Source organism: Oryzisolibacter propanilivorax (assembly GCF_900103645.1).
GTDB classification, from domain to species: domain Bacteria; phylum Pseudomonadota; class Gammaproteobacteria; order Burkholderiales; family Burkholderiaceae_C; genus Melaminivora; species Melaminivora propanilivorax.
Genome location: NZ_FNHP01000009.1, coordinates 1 through 23,151, shown reverse-complemented (window position 1 = coordinate 23,151; position 23,151 = coordinate 1). Strand labels below are relative to the sequence as shown.

21 protein-coding genes are annotated in these 23,151 nt (G+C 67.2%); 6 read left to right on the top strand and 15 right to left on the bottom strand.

Annotated elements, in window-relative coordinates:
- The first annotated feature begins 15 nt into the window (after nucleotides 1-15).
- The 3 genes from rpoD (at nucleotide 16) to BLQ61_RS13750 (ending at nucleotide 3,530) form a co-directional block, all read left to right on the top strand.
- Nucleotides 16-2,472 carry an RNA polymerase sigma factor RpoD gene (gene rpoD, locus BLQ61_RS13760; RefSeq protein WP_091571436.1) on the top strand — a complete coding sequence of 819 codons (2,457 nt, stop codon included), beginning with the start codon at nucleotides 16-18 and terminating at the stop codon, nucleotides 2,470-2,472.
- Nucleotides 2,473-2,751: 279 nt separating this feature from the next.
- Nucleotides 2,752-3,057 (top strand): winged helix-turn-helix transcriptional regulator, encoded by a 306-nt coding sequence (locus BLQ61_RS13755; protein ID WP_091571432.1) that lies wholly within the window; start codon nucleotides 2,752-2,754, stop codon nucleotides 3,055-3,057.
- Nucleotides 3,058-3,170: 113 nt separating this feature from the next.
- Nucleotides 3,171-3,530, top strand: a complete 360-nt coding sequence (locus tag BLQ61_RS13750) for an FKBP-type peptidyl-prolyl cis-trans isomerase (RefSeq protein WP_091571429.1) — start codon at nucleotides 3,171-3,173, stop codon at nucleotides 3,528-3,530.
- Between the two features lie 83 nt (nucleotides 3,531-3,613).
- On the opposite strand, the gene BLQ61_RS13745 is transcribed toward BLQ61_RS13750, so the two are convergent.
- The 4 genes from BLQ61_RS13745 to ppsA form a co-directional block, all read right to left on the bottom strand.
- On the bottom strand, nucleotides 3,614-4,081 hold the full coding sequence (locus BLQ61_RS13745; RefSeq protein WP_091571426.1) for a hypothetical protein: 468 nt from the start codon (nucleotides 4,079-4,081) through the stop codon (nucleotides 3,614-3,616).
- A 112-nt stretch (nucleotides 4,082-4,193) separates the two neighbouring features.
- On the bottom strand, nucleotides 4,194-6,281 hold the full coding sequence (locus BLQ61_RS13740) for a VC_2705 family sodium/solute symporter (RefSeq protein ID WP_091571423.1): 2,088 nt from the start codon (nucleotides 6,279-6,281) through the stop codon (nucleotides 4,194-4,196).
- Complete coding sequence (locus BLQ61_RS13735; protein WP_091571421.1) at nucleotides 6,274-6,594, bottom strand: DUF4212 domain-containing protein; 321 nt, start codon at nucleotides 6,592-6,594, stop codon at nucleotides 6,274-6,276. Before BLQ61_RS13735 ends, BLQ61_RS13740 begins: the two co-directional genes overlap by 8 nt.
- A 13-nt stretch (nucleotides 6,595-6,607) precedes the next feature.
- Nucleotides 6,608-8,998, bottom strand: a complete 2,391-nt coding sequence (gene ppsA / locus BLQ61_RS13730; RefSeq protein ID WP_091571418.1) for a phosphoenolpyruvate synthase — start codon at nucleotides 8,996-8,998, stop codon at nucleotides 6,608-6,610.
- A 251-nt stretch (nucleotides 8,999-9,249) separates the two neighbouring features.
- Here ppsA and ppsR point away from each other — a divergent pair, with 251 nt between their 5' ends.
- The 3 genes from ppsR to galU all read left to right on the top strand — a co-directional run bounded on the left by ppsR (nucleotide 9,250) and on the right by galU (nucleotide 14,121).
- Nucleotides 9,250-10,080, top strand: a complete 831-nt coding sequence (ppsR, locus tag BLQ61_RS13725; protein WP_091571416.1) for a posphoenolpyruvate synthetase regulatory kinase/phosphorylase PpsR — start codon at nucleotides 9,250-9,252, stop codon at nucleotides 10,078-10,080.
- Nucleotides 10,081-10,275: 195 nt separating this feature from the next.
- The gene (locus BLQ61_RS13720) at nucleotides 10,276-13,143 is read left to right on the top strand and encodes a valine--tRNA ligase (protein ID WP_091571413.1); all 2,868 of its coding nucleotides are present in this window, start codon (nucleotides 10,276-10,278) and stop codon (nucleotides 13,141-13,143) included.
- A gap of 90 nt (nucleotides 13,144-13,233) precedes the next feature.
- Nucleotides 13,234-14,121 (top strand): UTP--glucose-1-phosphate uridylyltransferase GalU, encoded by an 888-nt coding sequence (gene galU / locus BLQ61_RS13715; protein ID WP_091571410.1) that lies wholly within the window; start codon nucleotides 13,234-13,236, stop codon nucleotides 14,119-14,121.
- A 65-nt stretch (nucleotides 14,122-14,186) separates the two neighbouring features.
- Here galU and BLQ61_RS13710 read toward each other — a convergent pair whose 3' ends face one another.
- The 11 genes from BLQ61_RS13710 to BLQ61_RS13660 form a co-directional block, all read right to left on the bottom strand.
- Entirely contained in the window at nucleotides 14,187-14,423 is a 237-nt protein-coding gene (locus BLQ61_RS13710; protein ID WP_091571407.1) for a sulfurtransferase TusA family protein, read from the bottom strand.
- A 5-nt stretch (nucleotides 14,424-14,428) separates the two neighbouring features.
- Entirely contained in the window at nucleotides 14,429-15,007 is a 579-nt protein-coding gene (locus tag BLQ61_RS13705; protein ID WP_091571405.1) for an NUDIX hydrolase, read from the bottom strand.
- 66 nt (nucleotides 15,008-15,073) lie between these two features.
- On the bottom strand, nucleotides 15,074-15,979 hold the full coding sequence (gene cysM / locus BLQ61_RS13700; RefSeq protein WP_091571402.1) for a cysteine synthase CysM: 906 nt from the start codon (nucleotides 15,977-15,979) through the stop codon (nucleotides 15,074-15,076).
- Nucleotides 15,980-16,610: 631 nt separating this feature from the next.
- Nucleotides 16,611-16,832, bottom strand: a complete 222-nt coding sequence (locus BLQ61_RS13695; RefSeq protein ID WP_091571400.1) for a DUF2274 domain-containing protein — start codon at nucleotides 16,830-16,832, stop codon at nucleotides 16,611-16,613.
- Nucleotides 16,829-18,094, bottom strand: coding sequence for a TraB/TrbI/VirB10 family type IV secretion system protein (locus BLQ61_RS13690; protein WP_091571397.1), 1,266 nt, complete (start codon nucleotides 18,092-18,094; stop codon nucleotides 16,829-16,831). Before BLQ61_RS13690 ends, BLQ61_RS13695 begins: the two co-directional genes overlap by 4 nt.
- A 2-nt stretch (nucleotides 18,095-18,096) precedes the next feature.
- Nucleotides 18,097-19,095 carry a P-type conjugative transfer protein TrbG gene (gene trbG, locus BLQ61_RS13685; protein ID WP_091571394.1) on the bottom strand — a complete coding sequence of 333 codons (999 nt, stop codon included), beginning with the start codon at nucleotides 19,093-19,095 and terminating at the stop codon, nucleotides 18,097-18,099.
- Nucleotides 19,092-19,796, bottom strand: a complete 705-nt coding sequence (gene trbF / locus BLQ61_RS13680; protein ID WP_091571390.1) for a conjugal transfer protein TrbF — start codon at nucleotides 19,794-19,796, stop codon at nucleotides 19,092-19,094. The genes trbG and trbF overlap by 4 nt, the downstream gene beginning before the upstream one ends.
- Before the next feature lie 18 nt (nucleotides 19,797-19,814).
- The gene (gene trbL / locus BLQ61_RS13675; RefSeq protein WP_091571387.1) at nucleotides 19,815-21,182 is read right to left on the bottom strand and encodes a P-type conjugative transfer protein TrbL; all 1,368 of its coding nucleotides are present in this window, start codon (nucleotides 21,180-21,182) and stop codon (nucleotides 19,815-19,817) included.
- Nucleotides 21,179-21,451 (bottom strand): EexN family lipoprotein, encoded by a 273-nt coding sequence (locus tag BLQ61_RS13670; protein WP_091571384.1) that lies wholly within the window; start codon nucleotides 21,449-21,451, stop codon nucleotides 21,179-21,181. Before BLQ61_RS13670 ends, trbL begins: the two co-directional genes overlap by 4 nt.
- Nucleotides 21,452-21,458: 7 nt before the next feature.
- Nucleotides 21,459-22,187, bottom strand: a complete 729-nt coding sequence (gene trbJ, locus BLQ61_RS13665; protein ID WP_091571381.1) for a P-type conjugative transfer protein TrbJ — start codon at nucleotides 22,185-22,187, stop codon at nucleotides 21,459-21,461.
- A partial coding sequence (locus tag BLQ61_RS13660; protein WP_483823610.1) for a TraG/VirB4 family ATPase occupies nucleotides 22,184-23,151 on the bottom strand: 968 nt, incomplete at its 5' end. The genes BLQ61_RS13660 and trbJ, both read right to left, overlap by 4 nt.

Sequence of the window (23,151 nt, the reverse complement as noted above, 5' to 3'; positions counted from 1 at the left end):
ACCTTGAGGTTGTCCATGCCCGCTCAAAAGTCCGCGAAGTCGCCCAAGTCCGCCCCCGCCAAGGCCATCGATACCCCTGCGACCCCTGCCGTCCGGGCCAACGCCAAGGCTGCCAAGCCCCAGGCCGCCGCCGAGATGGCCCCGTCCGCCTCCACTGCCAAGACCACCGTGCCCAACACACCCAAGACCGCCGCCGAACTGAAGAAAGCCGCCGATGAGCTGCTGAAGTCCCAGAAGCCTGCCCGGGCGCCCAAGGCCGCCAAGGCGCCGAGGGCCGCTGCCGCTCCGGCCGCCGACGAGGCCGCGGCCGACGAGCCCAAGAAGAAGACCACGCGCGCCAAGGCCGCCGGCGCCGCCGCCAAGGCCCCGGCCAAGACCGCCGCTGCCAAGGCCCCGGCCAAGCGCGGCCGCAAGGCCGGCGGCAAGGACAAGGGCGAGGACCTGGACGACGACGCCGACCTGTCGGACATTGAATCCGACCTGGAGGGCGAGCCCGAGGTCGAGGAAGCGCCTGCCGCCGCCGCCGACGCCGCCGCGCCGGTCGAGAAGGTCAAGCCGCTGCGCATGAAGATCAGCAAGGCCAAGGAACGCGCCTTGATGAAGGAATTCGGCTTGGACGAGACCGTCCTGTCCGAAGAGGACATGGCCAAGCGCCGCGCGCAGCTGAAGAAGCTCATCACCCTGGGCAAGACGCGCGGCTACCTGACGCAGGGCGAGATCTCCGACCACCTGCCCGACAAGCTGGTCGACGCCGAGACCATGGAAGTGGTGGTGGCCATGCTCAGCGACATGGGCATCGCCGTGTACGAGCAGACGCCCGATGCCGAGACGCTGTTCCAGAACAACGTCACGCCCACCGCCACCACGGTCGAGGAAGCCGAGGAAGAGGCCGAGGCCGCCCTGTCCACCGTGGACAGCGAGTTCGGCCGCACCACCGACCCGGTGCGCATGTACATGCGCGAGATGGGCACCGTGGAGCTGCTCACGCGCGAGGGCGAGATCGAGATCGCCAAGCGCATCGAGGGCGGCCTGATGGACATGATGGAGGCCATCAGCGCCTCGCCCGCGACCATCGCCGAGATCCTGAACATGGCCGAGGAGATCCGGGCCGGCAAGGTCGTGATCTCGGCCGTGGTGGACGGCTTCTCCGATCCCGACGAGGCCGACGACTACGTGGCCGAGGAAGACTTCGACGAGTACGACGAAGAGGATGACGACGACGGCAAGGGCGGCTCCAAGGCCATGACGCGCCTGCTGGAAAAGCTCAAGAACGATGCGCTGGCGCGCTTCGACGAGCTGCGCGCGCTGTTCGAGAAGATGCACCAGATCTACGACAAGGAAGGCTACGGCAGCCCGTCGTACATGAAGGTGCAGCACGAGATCTCGGCCAAGCTGATGACCATCCGCTTCACCGCCAAGACCATCGAGAAGCTGTGCGACATGGTGCGCGCACAGGTGGACGACGTGCGCAAAAAGGAGCGCGAGCTGCGCCGCATCATCGTGGACAAGTGCGGCATGCCGCAGGAGACCTTCATCAAGGAATTCCCGCCCAACCTGCTGAACCTGCAGTGGGTGGAAAAGCAGGCTGCGTCCGGCAAGCCCTGGAGCACGGTGATGGAACGCAACATCCCGCCGATCCAGGAACTGCAGCAGCGCCTGATGGACCTGCAGTCGCAGGTGGTGGTGCCGCTGACCGAGCTGAAGGCGATCAACAAGCGCATGAACGCCGGCGAGGCCAGCTCGCGCGACGCCAAGAAGGAGATGATCGAGGCCAACCTGCGCCTGGTGATCTCGATCGCCAAGAAGTACACCAACCGCGGCCTGCAGTTCCTGGACCTGATCCAGGAGGGCAACATCGGCCTGATGAAGGCGGTGGACAAGTTCGAATACCGCCGCGGCTACAAGTTCTCGACCTACGCCACGTGGTGGATCCGCCAGGCCATCACGCGCTCGATCGCCGACCAAGCGCGCACCATCCGCATCCCGGTGCACATGATCGAGACCATCAACAAGATGAACCGCATCTCGCGCCAGCACCTGCAGGAGTTCGGCTTCGAGCCCGACGCCAGCATCCTGGCCGCGAAGATGGAGATCCCCGAGGACAAGATCCGCAAGATCATGAAGATCGCCAAGGAGCCGATCTCCATGGAGACGCCGATCGGCGACGACGACGACAGCCACTTGGGCGACTTCATTGAGGACCAGAACAACACCGCGCCGGTGGACGCCGCCATGCAGGCCGGCCTGCGCGACGTGGTCAAGGACATCCTGGACGGCCTTACCCCGCGCGAGGCCAAGGTGCTGCGCATGCGCTTCGGCATCGAGATGAGCACCGACCACACGCTGGAGGAAGTCGGCAAGCAGTTCGACGTGACGCGCGAGCGCATCCGCCAGATCGAGGCCAAAGCGCTGCGCAAGTTGAAGCACCCCAGCCGCAGCGACAAGCTGCGCAGCTTCATCGACTCGCTGTAATTCCCGGCACGGCGCGCGCCCCGCGCGCCATCCGGCACCCCGCCCTGGCCTTGCCTGCCAGGGCTTTTTTGTGCCTGCGGCGCGCCGGCTCGGGCGTGCCTGCGCCCAGGCGTTTTCCGGCGCTGGCGCAATCCCCACGCCGGCCAGGAGCTACCAAACTTGTAGCACCAGGATTTCCGCGCTATATTGCTATCGTTTTTTTCGGACGGGCCGGATGTGCGGGTTTTCCCGGACATGGCGGGCCCGGCCATTCCTCAACCCGCGCCAGGAGAAGCGTTCATGAGCTCCAAGGAAAACGCCGCCGTCAACCAGCTCTTCGAGAAGCTCGAGTGCCGCTATGCGCTGCGCGTGCTGTGGGCACTGCGCGACGGCCACCCGCAGACCTTCCGGCTGCTGCAGGACAGCGTCGGCGGCATTACACCCAACACGCTCAACACCCGCATCAAGGAGCTGCGCGAGTGCGGCCTGCTGGACCACGGCAGCGACGGCTACACCGTCACCCCCACCGGCCAGGACCTGCTCAAGCGGTTGTCCGACGTGCAGGCTTTCGCCACCCGCTGGTCGGCGGCGCGCGCGCGCAAGTAACGCCTGCTGAGGCCAGCCTACGCCGGCCAGCAGCAGTTTTCAAGCGTTTTTGCCCTCCAGCCCTTGTAGAACAAGGGCCTCCAGCTATCATTTTCGATAAACAAGGACACACCATGGCATTCACCACCACCGCCTCGGGCCTGCAATACGAAGACGCCGCCGTGGGCGAAGGCGCCGAGGCGCGCGCCGGCCAGAACGTGCGCGTGCACTACACCGGCTGGCTCTACAACGATGGCCAGCAGGGCGCCAAGTTCGACTCCAGCCGCGACCGCAACGACCCGTTCGAATTCCCCCTGGGCGCGGGCATGGTCATCAAGGGCTGGGACGAGGGTGTGCAGGGCATGAAGGTCGGCGGCCGCCGCACGCTGGTGATTCCGGCGGCGCTGGGCTATGGCGCACGCGGCGCCGGCGGCGTGATTCCGCCCAACGCCACGCTGAAGTTCGATGTCGAGCTGCTGGACGCCGGCGCATAACCGCCTGCGCACTTCCCATCAGGCGGCCTTTACAGGCCGCCTTTTTCATTTATAGCCGTGGCGCGGCGCCGCCCGTCAGTCAGTCAGTCGAACAGCGCGCCGGCCAGCCGGGCATAGCGCGCCTCGCCCACGGCGTCGCGGATGCGCGGCGCCAGCTCGGCCAGCTGCCGGTAGCCGCTCGTGCCCTCCACCGCCAGGTTCAGCCGGAAGCCGCGCAGCCCCAGGCCGGCGGTGAGCTCGATGGCGATCGGATAGGCCGCCTGGTAGCGCTCCACGCTGCTGCGCTCGCCGGCCTCGGGCGCAGCGGGCGTCTCCTCCAACGCCACCACGGGCGCCAGCGCATCGGCATCCACGGGCGCCAGCAGGCCGCGTTCGAGCATGGCCTGCACGTCGTCCCGGGTGATGCCCATGGCGGCGGTGGCGGCCAGCACCTCGTCGGTGCTGCGCCGGCCGTCGAACAGGATGAAGGCCGGGCGCTGGCGCGGGGCCAGCGCGCCGCTCTGGCGCTCCTTCAGCGCCTGCTGGCCCGCGAGGGTCTTCACGAAAATCATCAGGTGGGCCCCTCCTGGCCGTCTCGGTCGGTGACGGCGGAAATTGGCATAGATGCCCCGGTTTGTGAATCGGCGCAAGCCCGCAGCCGGCCCCGTGGGTGTCGCCCAGGTGTCACAGCCCGTCGGGCACCACCCGCGGCACACGCCCGGGCCGGGTCGCCAGGCTGACCAGCCAGGCCACCGCCAGCCCGACCGGCACGCCGAACACCCCGGCCGAGATCGGCTGTATGCCCCACCACAGGCCGTTGACCAGCAGCGCCTGCGGCACCAGCTCGCGCACCAGATCCACCTGCGACAGCAGGTAGTGCAAGGTGACGCCCAGCCCGGCCAGCATGCCGGCCACGGCGCCGGCGCGCGTCGTGCCGCGCCAGAAGATGCCCAGCACCATCGCCGGCACGAAGGCCGCCGCGGCAATCGAGAACGACGCCGACACCATCGGCAGGATTTCCGAGGGTTTCAGCGATGCGACGAAGGCTGCCGACAGCGCCACCGTGAGCAGCGTGAATTTGGTCAGGATGACGCGCTGCTCGGGCGAGGCGCGCCGGCCCGATTCCTGCACATACAGGTCGCGCACCAGCGCGTTGCTGATGGTCAGCAGCAGCCCGTCGGCGGTGGACAGCGCCGCCGCCAGCCCGCCGGCCGCCACCAGCCCGGAGATGACGTAGGGCATGCCACCGATCTCGGGCGTGGCCAGCACGATCAGGTCGGCGCCGAAGCGGATCTCGCCGAACTGCACGATGCCGTCGCCGTTCACGTCCTCGAAGGACACCAGCGCCGCATCCACGTGCGCCCACTGCGCCAGCCAGTTCGGCAGCTGGTCGAAGCGGCTGCCGACCAGGTTGTTCATGACCTCGAACTTGACCAGCGCCGCCAGCGCCGGCGCGCTCAGGTACAGCAGCGCGATGAACACCAGCGACCAGGCCACCGAGGTGCGCGCCGCTGCCACCGAGGGCACGGTGTAGTAGCGCGTGAGCAGGTGCGGCAGCCCGGCGGTGCCGACCATCAGGCAGAACATCAGCGCCAGGAAGTTGCGCCGCGACAGTTCGGCCTCGGCACGGGCGCGGGCGCCGTCGGCGTTGGCCTCGCCGGCAAAGGCCTGGCCGTGGCGCGGCAGGCCGCCCAGCAGGTGCGCGCGTTCATTCAGCGATTGCAGCTCGCGCGTCCAGCGTTCGCGCGCGCTGGCCTCGTCGCGCGGCATGGTGGCCAGCTCGCGGCTGGCGGCGACGATCAGGCCGACATCGGCGTTGCGCTCGCGCAGGCGCTGGATGCGCTGGCTGGCGGCGCGCCGCTCGTGCTCCAGCGCGGCCGGAACGTCGGCCAGGCGGCGCTGCAGCTCGCGCGCGCGGTGGGCGTAGATGGCCACCACCTCGTGCTCGGCACGGTCGGCCAGCAGGCGCTCCTCCAGCTGCGCGATCTTGTCGATCTGCGCCCCGGCCACCAGCGGCGCCGCCGGGTTGCCCAGCTGTTTGTAGGCCAGCCACGACACCGGGATCAGGAACGCCAGCAGGATGACCATGTACTGCGCCACCTGCGTCCAGGTGATGGCGCGCATGCCGCCCAGGAACGAGCACAGCAGCACCCCGCCCAGGCCCAGCATGATGCCGATCTCGAACTGCACGCCGGTCAGGCGCGAGGCGATCAGGCCCACGGCGTAGATCTGCGCCACCACGTAGGTGAACGAGCACAGCACCGCCGACAGCGCGGCGATGACGCGCGGCCAGCGCCCGCCGAAGCGCACCTGGAAGAAGTCGGGGATGGTGTAGAGATTCATCGCCCGCAGGTGCGGCGCGATCAGCATCGCCACCAGCACGAAGCCCCCCGTCCAGCCCAGCAGGTAGGCCAGCCCACCCGGCTGGCCCGGCATGCCCGAGTAGCCCTGCAGGTACAGCGCGCCGGACAGGCTGATGAACGAGGCGGCGCTCATCCAGTCGGAGGCGGCGGCCATGCCGTTGTAGATCGGCGGGATGCGCCGGCCCGCGACGTAGTATTCGTCGGGGTCGGTGGTGCGGCCGTAGACGCCGATGCCGGCATAGGCCATCACCGTCAGGAACAGGAAGATCGGCCCGATCCACTGGCGCGACAGGCCGCGCTGCTCGGCCCAGGCCATGGCGCCGATGAAGGCCAGCAGGCCCAGCACGTACAGCGCCAGCGCGCGGTTCAGCCGGCTCAGATAGGCGCGGCGCTCCTGGCGCTCAGGCATCGGCGGCAGGGTGGTCGGCGGCGCGCGCGGCCGCGGCGTCCTGGCGCTCGAAGCGGTTCATGGCCAGGCAGTAGCCCCAGACCAGCGCGATGAAGATCAGCACCGCGCCCTGCGACGCCAGCCAGTAGCTGAACGACCAGCCGGCGATGCCGAATTGCAGTTCGCGCGCGAAGTACACCGCGACGAACGACACCAGCGCCCACACGGACAGCAGCGCCGCCTTCAACCACAGGTGGCGCACGTCGTGCAGGTCAGGCGCGAACAGCGCCTCGCCATGCTCGGGCTCCAGGGTCCAGGGGCGCTGCTCGGGCATGGCGCTGCGGCCGTCAGCCGGCCAGTTTCTGCCAGGTGTCGATCACGCTGTCCGGGTTCAGCGAGATCGAGGAAATGCCCTCGCCCGCCAGCCACTGGGCGAAGTCTGGGTGGTCGCTGGGGCCTTGGCCGCAGATGCCGACGTACTTGCCCTGCGCGCGGCAGGTGGCGATGACGCCTTTGAGCAGCTTGCGCACCGCCGGGTCGCGCTCGTCGAAGTCCTGCGCCAACAGTTCCAGGCCTGAGTCGCGGTCCAGCCCCAGGGTGAGCTGGGTCAGGTCGTTGGAGCCGACCGAGAAGCCGTCGAAGAACGCCAGGAACTCCTCGGCCAGCACTGCGTTGCTCGGCACCTCGCACATCATGATGAGCTTGAGGTCGTCCGCGCCGCGCTGCAGGCCGTGCTGCGCCAGCAGCTGCGTCACGCGCTCGGCCTGGCCCAGGGTACGCACGAAGGGCACCATGATCTGCACGTTGGTCAGGCCCATCTCGCCGCGCACGCGCTTCAGCGCCTCGCACTCCATGGCGAAGGCCTCGCCGAAGTCGCGGCTGATGTAGCGCGCCGCACCGCGAAAACCCAGCATCGGGTTTTCTTCCTCGGGCTCGTAGCGGCTGCCGCCGATCAGTTTGCGGTACTCGTTGCTCTTGAAGTCCGACAGGCGCACGATGACCGGCTTCGGCCAGAACGCCGCGGCGATGGTCGCCACACCCTCGGCCACCTTGTCGACGTAGAAGGCGCGCGGGCTGGCGTGGCCACGGGCCACGCTCTCGACGGCCTTTTTCAGGTCGGCGTCCACTTGGGGATAGTCCAGGATGGCCTTGGGGTGCACGCCGATATTGTTGTTGATGATGAACTCCAGCCGCGCCAGGCCCACGCCCTGGTTGGGCAGCTGGGCGAAGTCGAAGGCCAGCTGCGGATTGCCCACGTTCATCATGATCTTGGTGGTGATGGGCGGCATCTCGCCGCGCTGCACCTCAGTCACCTCGGTCTCGATCAGGCCGTCGTAGATGCGGCCGGTGTCGCCCTCGGCGCAGCTCACCGTGACCAGCGTGCCCTCGGTCAGCAGGCCGGTGGCGTTGCCGCAGCCGACCACCGCCGGGATGCCCAGCTCGCGCGCGATGATGGCCGCGTGGCAGGTGCGCCCGCCGCGGTTGGTGACGATGGCGCTGGCGCGCTTCATCACCGGCTCCCAGTTCGGGTCGGTCATGTCGGTGACCAGCACGTCGCCGGGCTGCACCTTGTCCATCTCGGCGATGTCGGAGACCAGGCGCACCGGACCGGTGCCGATCTTCTGGCCGATGGCGCGGCCTTCGGCCAGCACCGTGCCCGTCCCTTTCAGCTTGAAGCGCTGCTCGGCCTGGCCCTTGGCCTGGCTCTTCACGGTTTCGGGCCGGGCCTGCAGGATGTAGAGCTGGCCATCCATGCCGTCTTTGCCCCACTCGATGTCCATGGGCCGGCCGTAGTGCTGCTCGATGACCAGCGCGTAGTGCGCCAGCTGCTGCACTTCCTCATCGGTCAGGCTGTAGCGGTTGCGCTGCTCGGTGGGCACGTCGGTGGTCGTGACCAGCTTGCCGGAGGCGGCCTTTTCCTCGGCCGAGGCAAAGACCATCTGGATCAGCTTGCTGCCCAGGTTGCGCCGAATCACGGCCTTGTTGCCGGCCTGCAGCATGGGCTTGTGCACGTAGAACTCGTCCGGGTTCACCGCGCCCTGCACCACCGTCTCGCCCAGGCCGTAGCTGCTGGTGATGAACACGACATCCTCGAAGCCGCTCTCGGTATCGATGGTGAACATGACGCCGGCGGCGCCCAGGTCGGAGCGCACCATGCGCTGCACGCCCGCCGACAGCGCCACCACGTCGTGCGCAAAGCCCTTGTGCACGCGGTAGGAAATCGCCCGGTCGTTGTACAGCGACGCGAACACCTCCTTCATCTTGTGCAGGATGTCGTCGATGCCAACCACGTTCAAGAAGGTTTCCTGCTGGCCGGCGAACGAGGCATCAGGCAGGTCCTCGGCGGTGGCCGACGAGCGCACGGCGAAGCACGCCTGGTCGTTGCCGCCGCACAGCGTCTTGAACGCTTCGCGCACGGCAGCCTCCAGCTCAGCCGGGAAGGGCTGGGCCTCGACCCAGCCGCGGATCTCGGCGCCCGCCTGGGCCAGCGCGCGCACGTCCTCGGTGTCCAGGCTGGCCAGACGTTGGCTGATGCGCTGGGCCAGGCCCTCGTGCGCCAGGAACTGGCGGAAGGCGTGCGCCGTGGTGGCGAAGCCGGTCGGCACGCGCACCCCTTGGGGCAGCTGCGAGATCATCTCGCCAAGGCTGGCGTTCTTGCCGCCGACGGCCTCGACGTCCTCCATCCTCAGGTTTTCAAACGGTACGACCAAGGCGGTCGCCTCAAAGCGTGCGGACATGGGAATGCTCCAGAAGTTGAAACCGGTTCTGCGCCTGCCAGGCTGGAGCGATACGCAAGGAGAGAGGGCAGGCAAGCGCCCATGCAGCGGCTGCGGCTTGTGTGTTGTGCTTGTGGGCCAGCGCGGTGCATGGGGCGGGATGCGGGAATAATGCGCGCCATTGTAGTGGCCGGCCTTCCAGGCCCGCGCCGGCCCATCCGGCACCCGCCCGCCCGTTCTCCATCCCCCGCGCCGAAGCGCCACCGCCCTCCATGCTGCCTTCCCACACGCGCACCGCCTTCTATGTCTCCGACGGCACCGGCATCACCGCCGAGACGTTCGGCAACGCCATCCTGGCGCAGTTCGACATGCGCCCGCGCCATGTGCGCCTGCCCTTCATCGACACCGAGGACAAGGCGCACCAGGTGGTGCGCCAGATCAACCACACGGCCGAACTGGAGGGCGTCAAGCCGATCGTCTTCACCACGCTGGTGAACATGAGCGTGCTGCGCATCATCGAGGAAGGCTGCCGCGGCATGCTGCTGGACATGTTCGGCACCTTCATCCGGCCGCTGGAGGCCGAGCTGGGCACCAAGTCGCACCACCGCGTCGGGCGCTTTTCGGACATCAGCGTGTCGAAGGAATACAGCGACCGCATCGAGGCCATCAACTTCAGCCTGGACCACGACGACGGCCAGAGCCACCGCGACCTGGCCAGCGCCGACGTGATCCTGGTGGGCGTGTCGCGCAGCGGCAAGACCCCCACCAGCCTGTATCTGGCGATGCAGCACGGCCTGAAGATCGCCAACTACCCGCTGATCCCCGAGGACTTCGAGCGCCGCCAGCTGCCGCCGGCGCTGGTGCCGTATCGCAAGAAGATCTTCGGCCTGACCATCGACCCGCAGCGCCTGTCGCAGATCCGCAACGAGCGCCGGCCCGGCTCGAAGTACGCCGACCTGGCCAACTGCCGCTACGAGGTCAGCGAGGCCGAGGCCATGATGCGCCGCTCGGGCATCCGCTGGCTGTCCTCGACCACCAAGAGCATCGAGGAAATCGCCACCACGATCCTGCAGGAAGTGCGGCCCGAGCGGCTGCAGTACTGAGTCCGGCGGAGCCCGGCAGGTTAGCGCCCCGGCACTGGCACGGTCTGCCGTCTTTTAAGGCCAAAACAGCCTCTGGTCCTGACACCATATAGATCTTTAACTATCAAAATAGAAGCATGAGCGCAGCACCTAAAATGCGCCCTCCCCTTCCACCAGCCTGTGCGGCATCCCTCGGGATGCCGTTTTTGCATTGCCATGAGCGACGACAACACCCTCTCCCAGCCCGGCTTGAACAGCCTGTCCAAGTCCTTCGAGCCCGCCGCCATCGAGGCGCAGTGGGGCCCCGAGTGGGAGCGGCGCGGCTATGGCGCCGCCGGCGTGCGCGGCACGGGCGCCCCGGATGCCAGCCAGCCCTCGTTCGCCATCCAGCTGCCGCCGCCCAACGTGACCGGCACGCTGCACATGGGGCACGCGTTCAACCAGACCATCATGGACAGCCTGACGCGCTATCACCGCATGCTGGGCCACAACACGGTCTGGGTGCCGGGCACGGACCATGCCGGCATCGCCACGCAGATCGTCGTCGAGCGCCAGCTGCAGGGCGAAGGCAAGAGCCGCCACGACCTGGGGCGGCCCGACTTCATCGCCAAGGTCTGGGAGTGGAAGGAGCAGTCGGGCAACACCATCACCACACAGATGCGCCGCATGGGCGACAGCGTGGATTGGGGCCGCGAGTACTTCACCATGGACGAGAAGCTGTCCAAGGTGGTCACCGAGACCTTCGTGCGCCTGTACCAGCAGGGCCTGATCTACCGTGGCAAGCGCCTGGTGAACTGGGACCCGGTGCTGCAGTCCGCCGTGTCCGACCTGGAGGTGGAAAACGAGGAGCGCGACGGCTCGCTGTGGCACATCGCCTACCCGCTGTCGGACGGCAGCAGCCAGCTGGTCGTGGCCACCACGCGTCCCGAAACCATGCTGGGCGACGTGGCCGTCATGGTGCACCCCGAGGACGAGCGCTACGCGCACCTGATCGGCCGGACGGTGACGCTGCCGCTGGTCGGCCGGCAGATCCCGATCATCGCGGACGAGTACGTGGACCGCGCATTCGGCACCGGCGTGGTCAAGGTGACCCCTGCGCACGACAACAACGACTACGCCGTGGGCCAGCGCCACGGCCTGCCCCTGGAGGTGGTGCTGACCCTGGCGGCCACCATCAACGACAACGCGCCCGCGCAGTACCGCGGCCTGGACCGCTTCGTCGCCCGCAAGGCCATCGTCGCTGACCTGGAAGCGCAGGGCCTGCTGGTCGAGACGAAAAAACACAAGCTGATGGTGCCGGTGTGCACCCGCACCGGCCAGGTCATCGAGCCGATGCTGACCGACCAGTGGTTCGTGGCGATGTCGAAAGTGGGCGAAGGCGATGCCACTGGCAAATCCATCGCGCAAAAGGCGATCGACGCCGTGGTTTCGGGCCAGGTGCAGTTCGTGCCCGAGAACTGGGTCAACACCTACAACCAGTGGATGAACAACATCCAGGACTGGTGCATCTCGCGCCAGCTGTGGTGGGGCCACCAGATCCCGGCGTGGTACGACGAGGCCGGCAACGTGTACGTGGCGGCGAGCGAGGAGGAAGCCCAGGCGCAGGCCGGCGCGGGCGTCAAGCTGACGCGCGACGCCGACGTGCTGGACACCTGGTACTCGTCGGCGCTGGTGCCCTTCTCGACCATGGGCTGGCCCGAGCAGACGGATGGCGCCGAGAGCGACTACAACCTGTACCTGCCGTCGTCGGTGCTCGTCACCGGCTACGACATCATCTTCTTCTGGGTCGCCCGGATGATCATGATGACCACGCACTTCACCGGCCGCGTGCCGTTCCGGCACGTGTACATCCACGGCCTGGTGCGCGACGCGCAGGGCAAGAAGATGAGCAAGTCCGAGGGCAACGTGCTCGACCCGGTGGACCTGATCGACGGCATCGCGCTCGAGCCTTTGCTGGACAAGCGCACCACCGGCCTGCGCCGGCCGGAGACAGCGCCCACCGTTCGCAAGAACACGCAGAAGGAATTTTCCGAGGGCATTCCGGCCTACGGCGCCGACGCGCTGCGCTTCACCTTCGCGGCGCTGGCCAGCCTGGGCCGCAGCATCAACTTCGACAGCAAGCGCTGCGAGGGCTACCGCAACTTCTGCAACAAGCTCTGGAACGCCAGCCGCTTCGTGCTGATGAACTGCGAGGGCCACGACTGCGGTTTCGACGAAACGCAGGGCTGCCACGAGGGTTACCTGCATTTCAGCCAGCCCGACCGCTGGATCGTCTCGGCGCTGCAGCAGGTCGAGGCCGAGGTCGCCAAGGGCTTCGCCGACTACCGCCTGGACAACGTCGCCAACGCGATCTACGACTTCGTCTGGAACGAGTTCTGCGACTGGTACTTGGAGATTGCCAAGGTGCAGATCCAGACCGGCACGCCGCAGCAGCAGCGCGCCACGCGCCGCACGCTGATCCGCGTTCTCGAGGCCATCCTGCGCCTGGCGCACCCCATCATCCCGTTCGTGACCGAGGAACTGTGGCAAAAGGTCGCGCCGGTCGCCGCCCTGGCCGGCCCGTCGGTGGCGATCGCCGCCTACCCGCAGGCGCGGCCCGAGAAGATCGATGCAGCCGCCACCGAATACGTGCAGCGCATCAAGCAGGTCGTGGATGCCTGCCGCCAGCTGCGCGGCGAGATGGGCGTGTCGCCCGCGCAGCGCCTGCCGCTGCTGGTCACGGGCGACGCGGCCTTCATGCGCGCCATCGCCCCGGTGCTGCAGAACCTGGCCAAGCTCTCCGAAGTGCAAGTTTTCGACGACGAGGCCGCCTGGCAGCAGGCCGCGCAGGCCGCCCCGGTGGCCGTGGTGGGCGAGGCACGCCTGGCGCTGTTCGTACAGATCGACGTGGCGGCGGAAAAGGCCCGCCTGTCCAAGGAGGCGACGCGGCTGGACGGCGAGATCGCCAAGGCCAATGCCAAGCTGTCCAACGAGGCCTTCGTCGCCAAGGCGCCGCCGGCCGTGATCGAGCAGGAAAAGAAACGCATGTCGGACTACGGCGCGACCTTGCAGCGCCTGCGCGAGCAGCTCGCACGCCTGGGCTAACATGCCCCGTTGACCCCCGGCCGGCCCCGCCCTTCCTGGGCCGCGCGGCCTGTCCGGACCAACGAATTCCTTTCACCCCGAGGTACCGCTTTGAGCATCCCCGCCCGCATCCGCAAGGCTGTCTTTCCCGTCGCCGGTCTCGGCACGCGCTTCCTGCCCGCCACCAAGGCGTCTCCGAAGGAGATGCTGCCGGTGGTGGACAAACCGCTGATCCAGTACGCCGTGGAAGAGGCCTACGAAGCGGGCATCCGCGACATGGTCTTTGTCACCGGCCGCAGCAAGCGCGCCATCGAGGACCACTTCGACACCAGCTACGAGTTGGAGTCCGAGCTGGAAGCTGCCGGCAAGCAGGAAATGCTGCAGCTGGTGCGCAGCGTCAGCCCGTCGGACATGAACTGCCTGTTCGTGCGCCAGCCGCGCTCGCTCGGCCTGGGTCACGCCGTGTTGTGCGCCGAGCCGCTGGTGGGCAATGAGGCCTTTGCTGTCATCCTGGCCGACGACCTGATGGTGGGCGCGGGCGGCGGCCCCGGCGTGATGGCGCAGATGGCGGCGGCCTTCGGCAAGCAGGGACGCTCGCTGCTGGCGGTGCAGGAAGTACCCGCCGAGCACACGCGCCGCTACGGCATCGTCAAGGGCGACAGCGCCGGCGACGCGCTGCTGCGCGTCGACGAGATCGTGGAAAAGCCTGCGCCGGAGAAGGCCCCATCCCGCATGGGCGTGGCCGGGCGCTACGTGCTCACGCCGCGCATCTTCGACGAGATCCGCAACCAGCCGCGCGGCGTGGGCGGCGAGATCCAGCTGACCGACGCCATCGCCCGGCTGATGCAGCACGAAGCCGTGTATGCCTATCAATACAGCGGCAAGCGCTACGACTGCGGCAGCAAGGAAGGCTTCTTGGAAGCCACCGTGGAGCTGGCACTGCAACACCCGCAGGTGGGCGAGTATTTCCGCGACTACCTGAAGTCTCTTTCGCTCTGAAAAAGATAGCTGCACGCCCTTGATTCATATGGGCTTGCAGCGTTTTCCATTCAAAGAACGCAGGTTCAGCGCCGGCGCAGGACGTGGATGAACTCCTCGCCCTCGGTGCGCTGCTCGACCAGTTCGTTGCCGGTCTGCCGGGCGAATGCCTGGAAGTCGCGCAGCGATCCCGTGTCGGTGGCCACCACGCGCAGCAGCTGGCCGCTGACCATGCCGGCCAGGGCCTTCTTGGCGCGCAGGATGGGCAGCGGACAGTTCAGCCCGCGCGCGTCCACTTCGGTGTCGATGTCGTGCGAATCCATGCCAGTCAGTCCTTGGGGCTCTCGGCTGCCGGCAGCCCCAGGCCGCGCCGGCGCTCGGCGTTTTCTTCCTCGGTGAAGAACATCGGCTCGTGCCCGCGCGAGCGCAGCCAGTCGGCCAGCGCGTAGCCGGTGCCGGCGGGCCAGCACTTGAGCTCGTGCAATTCGTAGAGGCGGTAGTCCAGCAGTTCGGGCGACAGCCGCACCTGGCCGGCAGCCTGCACGTGGTAGGCGATGATGATCTGGTTCATGCGCAGGAACTCATACACCCCGACCAGATGGATGGCCTGCGCATCCAGGTTGGTTTCTTCCTTGACCTCGCGCGCTATACCCTGCTCGGGCGACTCGCCCGCCTCCATGAAGCCGGTGATCAGCGCAAACATGGTCGGCGGCCACTGCGCATTGCGTGCCAGCAGCACGCGGCCGCCCACCTCGACGATGGCCGCCAGCACCGGCGTCGGGTTGTTCCAGTGCGTCCAGTCGCAGGCCGGGCAGCGCAGGCGCTCCTTCGGCCCGCCGTCCTCGATCTCGGTGCGCGGCGCCAGCGGCGTGGCGCATTGCGGGCAGTAGCGGTACTGGTAGTCCATTGCTACGTTATTGATAGCTAGAAGTCATGGAAAAACAAGGGCCTGAAGCCCTTTTTTCTTTGAAGATCATGCCGGAAACACACCGGTGGACAGGTAGCGGTCACCGCGATCGCAGACCACGAAGACGATGGTCGCGTCCTGCTCGCGCGCGGCGATCTGCTGCGCCACCCAGCAAGCGCCCGCGGCGGAGATGCCGGCGAACAGCCCTTCCTCGCTGGCCATGCGCCGGGCCATGTCCTCGGCGTCGTCCTGGCTGACCAGCACCAGTTCGTCGACCATTTGCGGGCGGTAGATCTTCGGCTGGTACTCCTCGGGCCACTTGCGGATGCCGGGAATGCGCGATCCCTCGGCCGGCTGCGCGCCGATAATGCGCACGCCCGGGTTCTGCTCGCGCAGGAACCGCGACACCCCGGTGATGGTGCCGGTGGTGCCCATGGCGCTGACGAAATGCGTGATGCGCCCGCTGGTCTGCTCCCAGATCTCCGGGCCGGTGGTCTCGTAGTGGATGCGCGGGTTGTCCTCGTTGGCGAACTGGTCCAGCACCACGCCCCGGCCCTGCGCCACCATCTGCTCGGCCAAGTCGCGCGCGTACTCCATGCCGCCGCTGCGCGGGGTCAGGATGAGCTCGGCGCCATAGGCCTTCATGGTCTGGGCACGCTCGACCGACAGGTCCTCCGGCATGATCAGCAGCATGCGGTAGCCCTTGACCGCCGCGACCATCGCCAGCGCGATGCCGGTGTTGCCCGAGGTGGCCTCGATCAGCGTGTCGCCGGGGCGAATGGTGCCGCGCTCCTCGGCGCGGCGAATCATGGACAGGGCAGCCCGGTCCTTGACCGACCCGGCCGGGTTGTTGCCCTCCAGCTTGCCCAGCACGACGTTGCCGCGCGCCTGGTTGTCGGCCGCGCCGATGCGCTGCAAGGCCACGAGCGGCGTGCGCCCGATGGCGTCCTCGATGGTGGGATAAGTCTTCATACGCTTCTACTGTGCCATAATTTGCGACTTCGTTTTTGCGTCGCCCGAGTGGTGGAATTGGTAGACGCAGGGGACTCAAAAATAGGTGCTTGTACCTATGCTTAGCTTGAGTTCAATGTCTGCAAGTGACTGTCAGGCAAAGGTTTTATGGCTTTTACGGTTCCTGATCTGAAGAAAGATTTTTCTAGCCAGGAGCCAGGCAGGAGCCAGTGCAATGCAGACTGGCTCCAAGCGAGTAGTAGTAGCAGATAGTAAAGTAACATCGCGTCATGCCCGAGTGGTGAAATTGGTAGACGCAGGGGACTCAGACCAAATTTGAGCCCTCCGGGGGAAACCCCAGAGGTGAAGCCCGTCAAACTCGGCGAAGGCCCTGGACGCAAGTTCGAGCTAATACCGAGCCAAGCCTTGGAGCCGAAAGGTTCCTCGGAAGGTGTAGAGAGCAGACGGCGGGCACCTACGGCTGAAAAGCTATGGTGAAGGCGTGCTCCAGCCCACGAACGTCGTTTCCTCGGAAATGGCGGCGGCGAAAGCCGAAGTGGGAAGAAAATCCCCCGCCGCAAGGCGTGCCGGTTCGATTCCGGCCTCGGGCACCAATCAAAAAAAGCCGCCTCTACGAACAGAGGCGGCTTTTTCATTTCCGGCCTGCTCGCTTAAATCCCCGGTCCCCTGCCATGAACGCCTCCAACATGTGCGGAATCAGCGTCGCCGGATCGACGGTCTCGCCGTAAGTTTGCCCGTGCAGCGCGGCGTAGCGGTCAAGGTCAGCCCTCAAGCTGGCCGGGCATGCGAAGGTCAGCTTCGTTGATTCCAGCTTCGGCAGCGGCCCGAGCCGCAGCTTCTTGCTCGTAGTCATCGTATTGCTCCCTTCTTTAAAAAAAGCTGCTGGTAAGGCCGCAGCGCTAGATCGCGGTTGACGATGATCCGCACCGGCAGGCCGGGCCGCTCGGTCAACGTCGGCTGGATGTTCATGTTGCGCCGGGTCATCTCCTGACCCACCTGATTGATGCCGTCTTGCGCGCTGTCGCGCCCCGCGACCACGATGCGGTTGCCGCCCTGCCGGTTCTCCGGGGCGGCCAGCTCGGCGCCCACGCCCAGCAGCGTGGTTAGCGCCGCGCCGGCGACGATGCGGCCCCAGTGGTAGTCCACGCCGTCTTCCAGGCCGGAGTAGCCGGCCGGATCGGTGCCCGCAAGGTTGTCGAGCGTGAGCGAAGACGTGTCTGGGAGAATGATCCGATTCCAGACCACCTGCACGCGGCTCTGCCCATAGCTGACCTGGCTGTTGTACTTACCCAGGATGCGCGAGCCTTGCGGGATCAGCAGGAACTTGCCCGTGGCCGTGTCGTAGACCGGCTCCGTCACCGTGGCGATCACATCGCCCGGCAAGTCGGACTTAATGCCCGTCACCAGCGCTCCTGCAATCACCGTCCCGGCCATCACCTGATATGGCGAGGCCGGCATTTGCAAGTTGCCAGAATTGCGGGTTTCCGTAGAACCGCCTTTCAGGAACGCCTCCTTCTGGTTTTGCCGGTTCTGCGTGGCCGTCGGGTCGGCAGGCTGGGCTGCCGTCGAGGCAGGCCCAGCCGCCAGTGGATCAAAGCCCGCCAAGTCGCTGCCCGGCGCAGCCGCGGCGGCTTGGGACGTGGGTGGCGCCGCGCTCTTCCCCTGACCTAAGGAAAAAAACACCGCTGAGGCCGCCGCTGCTTCGGCCTCCTTGCGCAAGGCTTCCGCCGGGTCATGGCCCGGTGGCGCATAGCTGGGCGTTACCGGCTGCTGCGATGCGACGATGGCGGGACCAAGATCACCCGGCAGCGGTGGGCCGAGTTCCGGCACCTTCGGCAGCTTCGAGTAGTCAGAAGGCAGGCCGTCGAGCCCTTCGGACTTGCTCACGCGATCGACGTTGTAAAGCTCGGTCAGGTCGCCCGCGCCACGTCGATGCGGCTGCAACGACCAGATGGTCGTGCCCAGCACGGCGACCGACAAGCCGCCGACCAGTGCGGCCAACGCGCGCCGGTTCAGGCGCGTGACCGGGCGCGGCTGTGCGCGCAGCGCCACTGCCTCGGGCGCGACCTTGCCTGCCTGTGGCGCGGCATGGTCGGGGGTGTCGTCCTGGCTCATGCTCAGTTCCTCCGCACACCGTCCGTGCGCTCGATCCGCACCACATCGCCCTTTTCACCGCCCAGGCGCAACTCGGCCGCGCCGAAGAGCCGATCGACGATTAAGTACGGCGAACGGAAGCGGTAGTTGACCAATTGGCCGTCACCTTCTGGCCCGATCACAAACAGCGGCGGCAGTTCACCCTGCGCAATGCCCGCGGGGAACTGCACGTAGACCTTCTGCCCATCGTCGAAGGCGCGCTGCGGCTTCCAGGGCGGATTGCTGCCGCTGATCGCGTAGCGGAAGCGCAGCTTGTCCAGCGACAGGCCCGAATCCACGGGCGCGGCCGCCTGCGCGGCCTGGGCCTGGCGTTGCAACGCCAGCATCCTGTCCTTCGGGTACTCCCAGGACACCGACGCCATCCACGTCTTGTCGGTCGAGGTCAATTCCAGCAGGTACGTCCTGCGGCTGGTGGTGATGACGAGATTGGTCGTCAAGCCCGAGCGAATGGGCTTGACCATCACGTTGACGCGCAGCGCGTCCCCGCTGCCGCTCAATGTATCTCCGACGATCCAGCGCACGGTGTCGCCAGCAGCCACCGTCACCAGCTCCTCGCCGGGCTGCAGCGCAATCACGGTCACGCGGCCCACGGCCGCATAGACCTGATAAAGCGCGCCATCCGTGAAAGGCCACACCTGAATCGCATTGACATAGCCTTCGCGCGTGGGCGCGACGCGGGCCTCCGCATTGGCGCGTGAGACGCGCGCCTTCTCGTCGACCGACTCTGGCGCGGCCTTGGCGTCCTCGGCGCCTTCCACCGGCTTCAACTGCGCCGGCAGTGCCAGAGGCTCTGGCACGGTGACGACTTCGACCGGCGCAGGCGGCTCCGGCAGCGGCTGCGCCTGCACCGGCTCATCGAGCGCGATGGTCGGCGGCGGTGTGCTCTTCGTGGCGCAGCCCGTAAACAGGAAGGCCGAGGACAGAAGGACCGGCAAGGCGGATGTAGGGAAAGACGGTTTCATGGCTTTGCTCCTTCGGAGGAATCAAGTTCACGCGCCCAGGCCAAGCCGTTAACGTAGATGCCCAGGGGATTCTTGCGCACGCGCTGTTCGGTGCGCGGGGTCTGCTGAACGATGGAGACCACCGCGTTCCAGCGTTCCGTGCGGTCCAGCGCGCCGGTCACGAAGCGCTGCTCGGTCCAGCGCACGTTGAACGACGTCTCGCTGGCGCGGGTCACGCTGCTGATCTGAACCGTCACCGACTCTTTGCCGATGCGTGCGAACGGATCGTTGGTGCGGGCGTACTCGTTGAGCACCACGGCGCCCTTGTCGGTGGTGTAGTCGTAGGCATCGAGCCAGTTCTGGCGTACTACGATGGGGTCGATGGACAGCGAGCGCACCAGCGTGACGAAGCGCGCCAAGTGGTGCGCGATCTGCGCGTCGCTGGGCTTGTAGGGCGTGGCCGCTTCGCCGACGGCACGCACCTGTCCGGCCTGGTCCACCTCGATGACGTAGGGCGTCACGATGGACTGCGCCGAGCGCCAGACGAGGCCACCGGCCATCAACAGCGCAAGCGTGAGGCAGCCAAAGGCCATCCACCGCCAGTTCTTCGCCTGGGCGCGAGCCGAGCCGATGCGCTGGTCCCACACCTGGCCGGCCGCTTGATACGGCGTCTCCGGCTGCGGTGTCTCGCCATAGCGCACCAGGGGTCGTTTGAATCGCATGGGTGTACTCCTCGAAGATCAGGAATCGGAATCGCGCAGGCTTGGCCCCTGGCCGGCGCCGCCGCCATCGCCGCCGCGCAGCGTGTGGGCGGTAGTCGTTGCGGCATGGGCGATCTGCTGGCGGCGGTGCAGGCGCTTGGCCCATGCCGGCTGCGCTTGCGGCGGCGCAGATGCGCCCGCTGGGGCGGCGACCTCTGTTGCCGCCGGGTTTTCGGCTGCTGGGCCATTCCAGCCCTCGCGGAACGAATCGGCCATGCGCTGGCTGACGGCGGACACCCGGGACGCGGCAGCGCGACCAGCCGACTGCGTGCCCGACCTGACAACGTTGCCCGCGCCAGCGGCGGCGCCTTTAATCCCGCCGCCCGCCGCGGCCGACCCCGCCTCGAAGGCCGACCGGGTATTGCCGGCGGCCGACGCGGCGAGGCGTGCGCCACTTCCCGCAATGCGCGCCGCGCCGGGGGCCATGCGTGCGCCCGCGGCGATGGCGCTGCCGGCACCCACCGCCGCCGCGCCAGCGGCCACCGTCACGCTGGCCGCGCCTACGGCCGCGCCGGCCATCGCGCCCGCGCCGAGTTGCGGTGCGCCGGACACGAGGCCCGTGGCGATTCCCGGTCCGAAGATCCCCAGGGCCAGCATGGCCAGCGACGCCAGCATGATGACCAGCGCATGGTCGATGCTCGGGTCGGCGCCGGGCGGCACCGTGAACTCGCTGAACAGCGTCGAGCCGATACCCACGATCACCGCCAGCACCAGCACCTTGATGCCCGAGGACACCACGTTGCCCAGCACCTTCTCGGCCAGGAAGCTGGTCTTGCCCCACAGTGCGAACGGGATCAGCACGAAGCCCGCGAGCGTGGTTAGCTTGAACTCGATCAGCGTCACGAAGAGCTGCACCGCGAGCACGAAGAAACACACGATCAGCACCAACCAGGCCAGGAACAGCACCACGATGGTGTCCAGGTGCGCAAAGAACTCCGGGAAGCCGGCCAGGTCGCCGATCTGTTCCATGATCGGACGCCCTGCCTCGATGCCGACCTGCGCGAGCCGCCCCGGCTGCATCAGCTGCGCCTGGCTCATGCCTGAGCCCGAGGCCGTCAAGCCCAGCCCGGCGAGGGACCGGAACACGATGCCAGCCAGCCAGTTGAAGTTACCGATGATGTAAGCGAAGGTGCCCACGTAGAGCACCTTCCTGATGAGCCGGGTAATCACGTCTTCGCCCTGACCGGTGGCGTGCCCAAATGCCCAGAACAGCCCCGCGATCGTCATGTCGATGACGATCAGCGTGGCAGTCAGGAACGCCACCTCGCCCTGCAGCAGCCCGAAGCCTGAGTCGATGTAGCGCGAGAAGGTGTCGAGGAAGCGGTCGATGACCGATACATCATTCATGGTGCGGCTCTTGGCGGCGCGGGCGCCACCGGATCGTTCGCATAGGGCGAAGGCGTCGAGCGCATGAAGCGCTGCCGCGTGGCCTCGGCCACGGCGTTGCACTGTGCATTGCCGACCTTGGCATGGTCGGCCTTGCATTGCGCCCGAAGCGCCTTCAGGCGATCGGGGTTCTGCACCAGCGAGTCGACCGATTCGATGGATGCCGGTTTTCCGCAGCCAGTCAGCAACAGCGCCGATGCGGTAGCCACAATGAAGAGTGTTCTGCGCATGGCCGCCTTACGGGGTGCCGTAGAAGTTCACCGTCTGGGGCGTGTACGGTGTGCCGCTGCCCATGAAGCGCCGGCGCACCTCCCGCGCACGTTCCTGCACGGCCACGTGCCGCGCCTGCTCCAGCGCCACGGCGCGGTCCTGCGTGATTTGCAGGCGCTGCGCCTGGATCGACTGCTTGGCCTGCAGGGCCAGGAGCTGGTTGGTGGCCTGCATGGCCTGAAGCGCGCCCACGGCCGACTGGCTCTTGCCGACGAGATCGGCCAGCACGCTCTCGTCCTCTCCCAGGTTGCGGGACGCCTGGGCTTGCATCTGCATACTGGTCTGCAGACCGGTGAGCGTGTTCTTCCACCGCTCTTGGGCGTCGCGGTACATCTGATCACCGCTCACGGTGGCGGCGTACTGCTCGGGGTACAGGCGCCGGAAATTCTGATCCAGTCGTGCCATGTCGTAGGCCATGCCCTTGGCTTGGTCGATCAGCCGCTGCGTGGTCATCAGGTTGCTGCGCAGGCGGCCGACCACGCTGGACGGCAGGCTGGCGAGGTTGCGCGCCTGGTTCATCAGCATCTGCGCTTCGTTCTGGAGCTGGCGAACCTGGTTGTTGATCTGCTCCAGCGTGCGGATCGCGGTCAGCGTGTTCTGCACGAGGTTGGTGGGGTCGATCACGACCCATTGCGCATGAGCAGTGGCGGTGCAAAGCATGGCCGCGATGGCGGCGGCGACAAGGCGCTTCTTCATGGCAGGTTCTCCAGTCGTTGGTCAGCGAGGGAACCCGGCGCGAGGCCGGGGAACGAGGGCAGCAGGTCAGCCGCCCAATCGAGGCCGCGATGGCGCAGCCAGGCACCCGCGAAGCTGGGCGGGCCGGCTTCCGACGGCACGCGGCCAAGAACCTCGTCGATGGCGCGCTGGTCTTGCGGCGTGGAAGCGCCCGCGAAGGCCAGCGTCGCCGACCCCAGGTCGAGGTCAAACAGGCGGTTGCCGAGGCGGGATTGGTAGTAGTAGTCGCGCTTCGGAACTGCCGTGGCGACGATTTCGATCTGTCGCCTGTTGAGGCCGAAGCCCTCGTAGATCGTGCGAATCTGCGGCTCGGTCGCCTGCGGGTTGGCGAGGAAGATGCGGCTTGCGCAACTCTCGATGATCGCGGGCGCGATGCTCGAATCCTTGATGTCCGCAAGCGACTGTGTGGCGAAGATGACGCTGACGTTCTTCTTGCGCAGTGTCTTGAGCCATTGGCGGATGCGGGCGGCAAACACAGGGTCATCGAGGAACAGCCACGCTTCATCGAGGATCAGCAGCGTGGGCGCGCCGTCAAAGCGTTCGTCGAAGCGCGCAAAGAGGTACTGCAGCACGGCCATGACGGCGGCCTTGCTGTGCATCAACTCCTCCATCTCGAAGCACTGCACGTCGGCGCTGCCGAGCCGGTCGTGGTCGGCGTCCAGCAGCTTGCCGTGCGCGCCGCCGAGCACATACGGCGCGAGCGCCTGGCGCAGCGCATTGCTCTGCAACAGCACGGACAGCCCGGTCATCGTGCGCTGTTCCACCGGCGCTCCGGCGAGGCTGCCCAGCGCCGACCAGATGGCCGCCTTCTCGTCCGGGCCGACCGCCATGCCTTCGTGCAGCAGGCGGCCTTCGATCCATTCGGCCGCCCAGGTGCGGTAGCCCTTGCGGTCGATGCGCGCCAGTGGCTGGAAGGCAATCTCTC

Excerpts from the sequence above, each read along its gene's own strand:
- BLQ61_RS13745 (WP_091571426.1), bottom strand. The coding sequence starts at position 4,081 with ATGATTTTCGTGAAGACCCTCGCGGGCCAGCAGGCGCTGAAGGAGCGC.
- ppsR (WP_091571416.1), top strand. The coding sequence starts at position 9,250 with ATGCTGCCTTCCCACACGCGCACCGCCTTCTATGTCTCCGACGGCACC.
- BLQ61_RS13670 (WP_091571384.1), bottom strand. The coding sequence starts at position 21,451 with ATGCGCAGAACACTCTTCATTGTGGCTACCGCATCGGCGCTGTTGCTG.
- BLQ61_RS13735 (WP_091571421.1), bottom strand. The coding sequence starts at position 6,594 with ATGCCCGAGCAGCGCCCCTGGACCCTGGAGCCCGAGCATGGCGAGGCG.
- BLQ61_RS13695 (WP_091571400.1), bottom strand. The coding sequence starts at position 16,832 with ATGACTACGAGCAAGAAGCTGCGGCTCGGGCCGCTGCCGAAGCTGGAA.
- cysM (WP_091571402.1), bottom strand. The coding sequence starts at position 15,979 with ATGAAGACTTATCCCACCATCGAGGACGCCATCGGGCGCACGCCGCTC.
- BLQ61_RS13720 (WP_091571413.1), top strand. The coding sequence starts at position 10,276 with ATGAGCGACGACAACACCCTCTCCCAGCCCGGCTTGAACAGCCTGTCC.
- trbG (WP_091571394.1), bottom strand. The coding sequence starts at position 19,095 with ATGAAACCGTCTTTCCCTACATCCGCCTTGCCGGTCCTTCTGTCCTCG.
- BLQ61_RS13690 (WP_091571397.1), bottom strand. The coding sequence starts at position 18,094 with ATGAGCCAGGACGACACCCCCGACCATGCCGCGCCACAGGCAGGCAAG.
- trbF (WP_091571390.1), bottom strand. The coding sequence starts at position 19,796 with ATGCGATTCAAACGACCCCTGGTGCGCTATGGCGAGACACCGCAGCCG.
- trbJ (WP_091571381.1), bottom strand. The coding sequence starts at position 22,187 with ATGAAGAAGCGCCTTGTCGCCGCCGCCATCGCGGCCATGCTTTGCACC.
- ppsA (WP_091571418.1), bottom strand. The coding sequence starts at position 8,998 with ATGTCCGCACGCTTTGAGGCGACCGCCTTGGTCGTACCGTTTGAAAAC.
- BLQ61_RS13740 (WP_091571423.1), bottom strand. The coding sequence starts at position 6,281 with ATGCCTGAGCGCCAGGAGCGCCGCGCCTATCTGAGCCGGCTGAACCGC.
- BLQ61_RS13750 (WP_091571429.1), top strand. The coding sequence starts at position 3,171 with ATGGCATTCACCACCACCGCCTCGGGCCTGCAATACGAAGACGCCGCC.
- rpoD (WP_091571436.1), top strand. The coding sequence starts at position 16 with ATGCCCGCTCAAAAGTCCGCGAAGTCGCCCAAGTCCGCCCCCGCCAAG.
- BLQ61_RS13710 (WP_091571407.1), bottom strand. The coding sequence starts at position 14,423 with ATGGATTCGCACGACATCGACACCGAAGTGGACGCGCGCGGGCTGAAC.
- BLQ61_RS13755 (WP_091571432.1), top strand. The coding sequence starts at position 2,752 with ATGAGCTCCAAGGAAAACGCCGCCGTCAACCAGCTCTTCGAGAAGCTC.
- trbL (WP_091571387.1), bottom strand. The coding sequence starts at position 21,182 with ATGAATGATGTATCGGTCATCGACCGCTTCCTCGACACCTTCTCGCGC.
- BLQ61_RS13705 (WP_091571405.1), bottom strand. The coding sequence starts at position 15,007 with ATGGACTACCAGTACCGCTACTGCCCGCAATGCGCCACGCCGCTGGCG.